The sequence below is a fragment of the Janthinobacterium sp. GW822-FHT07H10 genome (genome assembly GCF_058798675.1).
This window is the reverse complement of the sequence record NZ_JBXAKS010000007.1, coordinates 145,733-153,843: the sequence shown is the minus strand read 5'-3', so window position 1 is coordinate 153,843 and position 8,111 is coordinate 145,733. Positions and strand designations below refer to the sequence as shown.

Here is an 8,111-nt window from a genome sequence, read left to right as displayed (position 1 = left end):
GAGTAGCTCAGTTGGTAGAGCGCAACCTTGCCAAGGTTGAGGTCGAGAGTTCGAGACTCTTCTCCCGCTCCAGTTTTCAAGGTGTGCCGGAAGGCGCATCCAAGCAGTTCCTCTGGCGAGGTAGCAAAGAGGTTATGCAGCGGCCTGCAAAGCCGTTTAGACGGGTTCGATTCCCGTCCTCGCCTCCAGATGCAGCGCATAAAAACCATGCGCAGATAAAAAAAGCCCACTTCGGTGGGCTTTTTTTTTGCCTGTAGCACAGGGCGGTTATCGGCGTCTGTTTCCCGCCTGGCCGCTTTTCGCGGCCAAGTCCATGCAATGCAGGGAATTTCATGTCCCGATTAATTGCAAGGGCAGCCTTAATTAAATAAATGGTTTATGTTTATTTAATTTGCGGGAAATGACTAGCTGACAGTAATCTGTGGATCCCAATAAAAATAACCGTACAGGCTTTGCGTCTGGCCATCGTCATTCAGGCTATATAAGGCAATATAAACGTAGAAATTTTCCGTGCCGGATCTGGATACCTGGGCCGTGAAATTGGAGAAATTGCGCGATTGCTGAATGGCCGGCAATCCATTCGACGAATCCGTATTCGGCACGGCCGCATTTCTCCGGGTGATGGTGTTGGAGACAAAGTTATTGAAGACCTTGTCGCCATTCCAGTAATTGATGCCATAGACAATGACGGCCGAATCGGCGTTGTCATAGATGGAGGCGCCGGTGAACGAGACGAAGTCGCCCACATTGGCCCTGAAACTCAGGTCGGCGGTGCCTTGCCCTTTATTGATGCCGCGTGGATCGGTGGCAATCATGTATTGGCTGGTATGCACCAGGCCCACAGGCTTGGTCTGGTCGGGACTCGTCTGACGCGGATGCTGGGCCATGATCAGATCGGTGTCTATTACAACGAGAATGTTGATTGTAATATTACTGGCATTCAATTGCACGTCGGACATAAATCCTCCTGAGTTTTCCTACTCGTCTGGCTTTTCGGATGCGCCCCGTTTTTTAATGTGGTAAGCAGTCTCCACCACTGCTGTGTAGAGTAGTGGGAAAAAATGCATAAAAACTCTCCAATTGAAACGGCGGGATAATATTTAAAATATTCCATTTATAATATTTTTATTTTGCAAATGCGGTGGCTGGAAACATCATCTGTTACCGCTTCCCGTCCGGCGCCTCCCGATCTGGCGGCGCGCGGGCGCCGGGACGGCGATACGCGTATTTGTCCAGGGCGACGAGATTGCTCCTCGAGTTGTCGCGGGCAGGGCAGGAGATGGCGCCACGATCCGCCCTGCCGCATCTTGTATAATGCCCGCAGGCTCAGCCGCGTCGCCAGGCGCGCTGAGGGATTTTCCCCTTTCCGCCATACCCATGTAGTCACTGACGATTTCCCTTTTCGTTGGACCCCGGCGCGGCTTCCTTGCGCAGTCCGCCAGCATGGCTGCGCCTGCTGACTCCCTTTCAGCAGCGTATTTCTCTGTTCCGACCCTGGATTTGAATCAATGATCAACGCAACTTTTCGGGATGAGTGGTTCTCGAACATACAAAAAAATATGCTGGCGGGTCTGACCACCTCGTTTGCCCTGGTGCCCGAATGCATCGCCTTTGCCCTGGTGGCGCAGCTCAATCCCTTGATGGGCCTGTACGGCGCCTTCATCATCTGCGCGCTGACGGCCATCTTTGGCGGACGCCCTGGCATGATTTCGGGCGCCGCCGGTTCCATGGCCGTCGTCATCGTGGCGCTGGTGGCGCAGCACGGCGTGCAATATTTGCTGGCGACGGTGGTGCTCGGCGGCATCCTGATGGCGCTGTTCGGTATCTTGCGCCTGGGTAAACTGATCCGCATGGTGCCGCACCCGGTGATGCTGGGCTTTGTGAACGGCCTGGCCATCATCATCGCCATGGCCCAGCTGAAACACTTTCGCCAGGCCACGCCGCAAGGCGAGCAATGGCTGCACGGCGCGTCCTTGTTCGTGATGGGCGCGCTGGTGGCGCTGACCATGGCCATCGTGTACGTGCTGCCGCGCCTGACAAAAGCCGTGCCGCCGGCGCTGGTGGCCATCCTCGGCGTTGGCGTGCTCAGCTATAGTTTGCATCTGCCGACGCGCACCCTGGGCGACCTCGCGCATATCGCCGGCGGCTTGCCGGCCCTGCATTTCCCCACCGTGCCGCTGGACATGGCTACCTTGCACGTGATCTTCCCGTACGCGGCCCTGATGGCCCTGGTGGGCTTGCTGGAAACCTTGCTCACCTTTAACCTGACCGAGGACATCACGCAAACGAAGGGCCAGCCGAACCGCGAATGCATCGCGCTGGGCGCGTCGAACGTCGTCTCGGGCCTGTTTGGCGGCATGGGCGGCTGCGCCATGATCGGGCAGACGATGATCAACCTGAGTTCCGGCGGCCGTTCGCGCCTGTCGGGCGTCACGGCCGGCGTGATGATTTTATTGTTCATCCTGTTCCTGTCGCCGCTGATCGAACGCATTCCGCTGGCCGCCCTGGTGGGCGTGATGTTCGTCGTGGCGCAGCAGACGTTTGCCTGGGGTTCGCTGCGCGTGCTGGGCAAGGTGCCGCGGCACGATGCGCTGGTGATCGTCGCCGTGACCATCATCACGGTGTTGACGGACCTGGCGACGGCCGTGCTGTGCGGCATCGTCATTGCCGCCTTGAGTTTTGCCTGGCAACATGCACGCGAGATGCGCGCCGACATCGATGACAGCACGCCGGGTGTGCGCGTGTACGCACCGCATGGCACCCTGTTCTTTGCCTCGACCACGCATTTCCAGGAGTTGTTCCAGAGTGCGACGGACCCGCTGCGCGTCATCCTCGACTGCCGCCACCTGCACATGGCCGATCATTCGGCCATCGCGGCCATCGAGGCCCTGTACGAGCGCTACGGGAAGGCGGGCAAGCATGTGCAGGTCACGCACTTGTCCGGACGCAACCAGGCCTTGCTGCAGCGCGCGGGCGTCGACGTGAGCGTGGCGTAAAATAGTGGATCGCCGTTTCGCGCCATGTCGCGGAAGGCGGGGATTTTTGAATGGATGGAGTATTGATGCTGTCGTACGAACAAGAACAACAGTTGCAACAAAGCCAGGCGGGTTTCGACGCCTATTATGACGCGCTGGGCGCGTCGCTGGTCAATTTCGTCGAGCGCCTGGGCATCCAGCCGGCGCACGAAGTGTTGACGAACGCGGCCGAATACCTGCCGTATATCGATGCGGCCATGCGCAGCATCGTCATCCGCGACGAAAGCTGGCAATGGGTGAAAACCATGCTCGGCTATTTTATCGGCGAATACTTCGTGCAAGGCCATGCCGGCTGCTGGTATGTGGAAACGCGGGCCGAATCGCCGCATTTCTGCCGCTACATGGTGGGCGGCTTCGAGCATGGCTTGCCGCTGGACGCCGCCATCGATCCGGACGCGCTGGCGCTGGCGTTTCTCGAGCAATCCGTGCCGCGTGAGCTGGCCACGCTGATGACGGATGCCCAGGCCCGGTTGAGCTGAGCTGGGCCAGGCTGGCATCCGGCGTGGCAGCGGCTGCCACGCATCGATCATCACGCCGTCAAATTTAAAACTCTTCCCACTCGCCTTCGGCAGGCGCCGTTGCCTTGGCGCTCTTGCGCAGCACCGGCAGGCGCAGGGCAGGGGCGCTAGCCTTGCGGGCGGGCGCCGCTGGCGCCGGGACGCTGCGCTGCGCCGGTTTCGCGCCGAAACGCTCGCTCGTCGCCGCGTTCGCATCGAGGCGGAACACGCTGACCACTTGCGCCAGTTCGCTCGCCTGCTCTTGCATCGCCTCGGCCGCTGCCGACGCTTCTTCCACGAGGGCCGCATTTTGCTGGGTCACCTGGTCCATTTCGGAAATGGCCTGGTTGACTTGCTCGATGCCCGCGCTTTGTTCTTCGCTGGCATTGCTGATCTCGCTCATGATGGAGGTGACGAAGCCGATGCTTTGTACGATCTCTTCCATCGTCTTGCCCGCCTTGTCGACCAGATCCGTGCCCACGTCGACCTTTTGCACGGAATCGTCGATCAAGCCCTTGATCTCTTTCGCCGCTGCCGCCGAGCGCTGTGCCAGGTTGCGCACCTCGGTGGCGACGACGGCAAAGCCACGGCCCTGCTCGCCGGCGCGCGCCGCTTCCACGGCCGCGTTCAAGGCCAGGATGTTGGTCTGGAAGGCGATGCCGTCAATCACCGAGATAATGTCGACGATTTTCTTCGACGACGTATTGATCTCGCTCATGGTGGCCACCACTTCAGCCACGACGGCGCCGCCACGGCTGGCGATGCCGGCCGCGTCGCCAGCCAGTTTATTTGCCTGGCGCGCATTGTCGGCGTTCTGCTTCACGGTACTGGTCAGCTCTTCCATCGACGACGCCGTCTCTTCCAGCGAGCTGGCTTGCTGCTCCGTGCGCGACGACAAGTCCTGGTTGCCGGCCGCGATTTCGCTGGATGCCGTGGCGATGGTGTCGGTGCCGCTGCGCACCTGGCCGACGATGCCCACGAGGCTGTCGTTCATGGTTTTCAGGGCGTGCATCAGCTGGCCTGTTTCATCGCGGCCCTGTGCCGTGATGACGCTGCTGAGGTCGCCTGCTGCCACGGTTTCCGCCACTTTCACGGCGGCGCGGATGGGGCCGGTGATCGAACGCGTGATCCACCAGGCGAAGCCGATGCCCATCAGCACGGCCAGCACGCCCATGGTGATCAGGAAGATGCGGGTGCCGCTGTAGGCATCGATGATGCTGGCGCCGACGCCGTCGGCGGCCTTGATCTGCATGTTGGCAAAGCGCTTCACTTCGGCCAGGTAGGCCACGGTGATCGGCGCGACTTCCTTGTCGAACACTTGCTTGGCGCCTGCCACATCGCCGTCCGCCTTCATCTTGAAGGCGCGTGCGCGCGTCGTCACGTAGTCGGTGCGCACCTTGCGCACGACCTTGAACTGCTCGATCACGCCAGGGTTGAGCAGCGAAGCGACGATGTCGTCCTGCAGCTTGCTGGAACGCTCGGCATCGACCTTCAGGTCTTCCTCGATTTTGGCGCGCACGACGGGATCGGTGATCTCGAACGAGGCCACGCCGCGTACGCTGTTGAGTTCGATGATTTTCGACCATTCGGCCACCATGCGCTGGTTCTTGATGCTGGTATTGATGAGACGGTAGGTCAGGTCGCTGGCCGTTTGCATGCGCACGAGGGCGGTGACGGTCAAGGCGGCCAGCAACAGCAATACGACAGCAAAGCCGACGCCAAGGCGGCTGCCGATGTTCAGGTTTTTCATGTAATTCCTAACAGTTTAATAGTCATGATCGCCGCCGCCAGCAGGGGCGGACAGGCGCCGCAAGGCGCAGGGGATCGGGGTCTTCGGGTGCCGCAGATTGCATCGCGGCGCGCCGCGCTGGGCGCGGCGATGGAGGTAAAGCAAGGGGTGTGGCGGCTTGGGATGCCGCTAACCAGCAAGGCGCAAGTATAGCATTGACGCACGGAAATAGTTTTTCAAAGCAATTTTAATTGTTTTTTGCTATTGATTTCCTGTTGCATTTTTACATCAAGTCGCCTGACTATAAGTACTATCACTTACAGTAAGCCTTACTTTTCACCGGGCGCACTGATAAAATACTAATGATAATCATTCGTATTAAAACATCGACCAGGGAATTGTATGCAGCAACAGCGCAAGCCAGGATTCAAACCGATCACCATCGCCGTACTGGGCGCCCTGACCTTGGGCGCCAGCCCACTGGCCAGCTGGGCGCAGGAAAGCTTGCCCGCCGTGACCGTGACGGCATCGAAGGACAAGGATGGCTATGTCGCCGCCAGATCCGCCAGCGGCACCAAGACGGAAATGGCCCTGCGCGACGTGCCGCAGACGATCAACGTGGTGCCTGCCGCCGTCATCAAGGACCAGCACGCGATGTCGATCCAGGACATCATGAAAAACATCCCCGGCGTGGGCCTGTCCACGGGCGACGGCCAGCGCGACCAGGTATTCATCCGCGGCTTCACGGCCATCGGCGACCAGTTCGTCGACGGCTTCCGCGACGATGCGCTGTATTTCCGCGACCTGTCGAACGTGGAACGGCTGGAAGTGATCAAGGGACCGGCCGCCGTGCTGTACGGCCGTGGCTCCTCGGGTGGCCTGGTGAACCGCATCACCAAGAAGCCGGGCGTGGATATCACGGACGTGGCGCTGAGCCTGACCAACACGGCGGGCCGTCGCGGCGAAGTCGACGTCGGCCGGGTGGGCGAGACGGTGGACTGGCGTTTCACGGGCGCGCGCGAATTGTCCGACAGTTATCGTGACCAGCAATTCATCAACCGCACGGCGCTGGCGCCATCGGTGGCGATCCGCCTGTCGGGCGCCACCAAATTGCTGCTGCAGGGCGAATACCTGGAAGACCGCCGCCTGACGGACTTCGGCATTCCGTCTTACCAGGGTCGCCCCGTGGCCGTCGATGCGCGCACTTATTATGGCGCCGCCAATGCCCGCGATGCCGACTTCAGCCAGTCGCGCGTGGTATCCACGGCCGCCACCCTGACGCACAAGTTCAGCGACACCTTGTCGCTACGCAATGCCTTCCGTTACTACGATTACCACCTGGACCGCAACAACACGAATATTTCCGGCAACGTCAATGAAGTCAAGGGCACGATGAGCCTCGGCCATGCCAAGCTGAACCGCGACGAGAGCGGCTGGTTCAACCAGACGGAACTGACGCAAAAGCTGGTCACGGGCACCTTGCGCCATGAAGTGCTGTACGGCGCCGAGTTCGGCAAGCAAAACAAGGATGCGTCGAGCTGGGCCTCGACCGTGGTGGCGACGAATGTGTCGATCTTCCATCCCGTCCTGCCCGTCGTCGACCGCAGCAAGCTGGGCGCGCGCGGCGATACTTTCGGCACCTATGACACGGCCGCCGCCTACGTGCAGGACGCCATCAGCTTCAGCGACGAATGGAAGGCGCTGGCCGGCCTGCGCTACGACAGCTACAAGCAGCAGTCGCGCCTGGCCAATGCGGCCGGCGTGACGACGGCGAACCTGTCGCGCACGGACTCGGCCTACAGCCCCCGCGCCGGCCTCGTCTGGCAACCGAGCGCCGCACAATCGTATTACGCGTCGTGGAGCCGCTCGTTCCAGCCGAGCGGCGAGAACTTCGCCCTGGCCGCCAACAATGCCGACCTGGCGCCGGAAACGACGCGCAATACGGAAGTGGGCGCCAAGTACGACCTGTGGGGCGGCCGCGCCAACGCCACCGTGTCGCTGTTCCGCCTGGAGCGCGACAACATCAAGACCAGCGACCCGATCACGAACCGCATCGTGCCTGTCGGTACGCAGCGCACGGACGGCCTGGAGCTGACCTTCAACGCGGATCTGCACGATGGCTGGAAAATGATGGCCGGCTACGCCTATCTTGACGCCACCATCACCGATTCCATCGCCGTCGACCGCAGCGTGAATGCGCCGGGCACGACGACGGCCAGTTCCGTTGCCATCAAGGGCAAGCGCGCCACCTTGACGGCACGCAATACGGCCAACCTGTGGCTGACGAAAGACCTGGGCCACGGCTTCACGGTGGGCGGCGGCGCGAATGCCGTCGGCAGCCGTTTCGCCAATCCGGGCAACACGGTGGTCTTGCCCGGCTACGTGACGGCCGACGCCATGGCCGCGTACCGCACGGGCCGCTATGAAGTACAGCTGAACGTCAACAATATCGGCGACACGCGCTACATCGTTTCCGGCCACGGTTCCAGCCCGAACCTGAGCTTGCCGGGCGCGCCGCGCAACGTGGCGCTGACCTTGCGCTACAGCCTGTAATTCACGCCGCACTTGCCGCTGCACCAAAAACCCGCTCGCGAGCGGGTTTTTTTATGGCTGCCGTCGCTGGAGAGGATTTCCTGGCCCAGGCTAGCGAGATGCAAGTGGGGGCCATGCTCGCCATGGCCGACGGCGCTGTTGCCTGCCGGCCAATTAGCGCGCACACTGGCCCTGCGGGCTGGCGATGCCATTTAGAAGTACTGTTCGGTACTGATAAATTAATGTTGACTATATGAAACTTTTTCCGGCGAACTCTTCCTTGTCCGTGTTTGAGGGGTAAAATACGCCTCATATGGC

The 8,111-nt window shown here is 60.8% G+C and carries 5 protein-coding genes and 1 tRNA gene; 4 read left to right on the top strand and 2 right to left on the bottom strand.

Annotated elements, in window-relative coordinates:
* The first annotated feature begins 114 nt into the window (after positions 1–114).
* Positions 115–188, top strand: a tRNA-Cys gene (locus tag AC1RDJ_RS17310).
* A 216-nt stretch (positions 189–404) separates the two neighbouring features.
* Here AC1RDJ_RS17310 and AC1RDJ_RS17305 read toward each other — a convergent pair.
* On the bottom strand, positions 405–959 hold the full coding sequence (locus AC1RDJ_RS17305) for an inclusion body family protein (protein ID WP_071322920.1): 555 nt from the start codon (positions 957–959) through the stop codon (positions 405–407).
* Between the two features lie 600 nt (positions 960–1,559).
* Between AC1RDJ_RS17305 and AC1RDJ_RS17300 the strand changes: the two genes are divergently transcribed.
* Entirely contained in the window at positions 1,560–2,996 is a 1,437-nt protein-coding gene (locus AC1RDJ_RS17300) for a SulP family inorganic anion transporter (RefSeq protein WP_493028238.1), read from the top strand.
* A 50-nt stretch (positions 2,997–3,046) separates the two neighbouring features.
* Positions 3,047–3,514 carry a hypothetical protein gene (locus tag AC1RDJ_RS17295; protein WP_156894733.1) on the top strand — a complete coding sequence of 156 codons (468 nt, stop codon included), beginning with the start codon at positions 3,047–3,049 and terminating at the stop codon, positions 3,512–3,514.
* A gap of 64 nt (positions 3,515–3,578) precedes the next feature.
* Here AC1RDJ_RS17295 and AC1RDJ_RS17290 read toward each other — a convergent pair whose 3' ends face one another.
* Positions 3,579–5,282 (bottom strand): methyl-accepting chemotaxis protein, encoded by a 1,704-nt coding sequence (locus AC1RDJ_RS17290; protein WP_071322923.1) that lies wholly within the window; start codon positions 5,280–5,282, stop codon positions 3,579–3,581.
* Positions 5,283–5,663: 381 nt separating this feature from the next.
* Here AC1RDJ_RS17290 and AC1RDJ_RS17285 point away from each other — a divergent pair, with 381 nt between their 5' ends.
* Positions 5,664–7,814 (top strand): TonB-dependent receptor, encoded by a 2,151-nt coding sequence (locus AC1RDJ_RS17285; RefSeq protein ID WP_493028236.1) that lies wholly within the window; start codon positions 5,664–5,666, stop codon positions 7,812–7,814.
* The last annotated feature ends 297 nt before the right edge of the window (positions 7,815–8,111 follow it).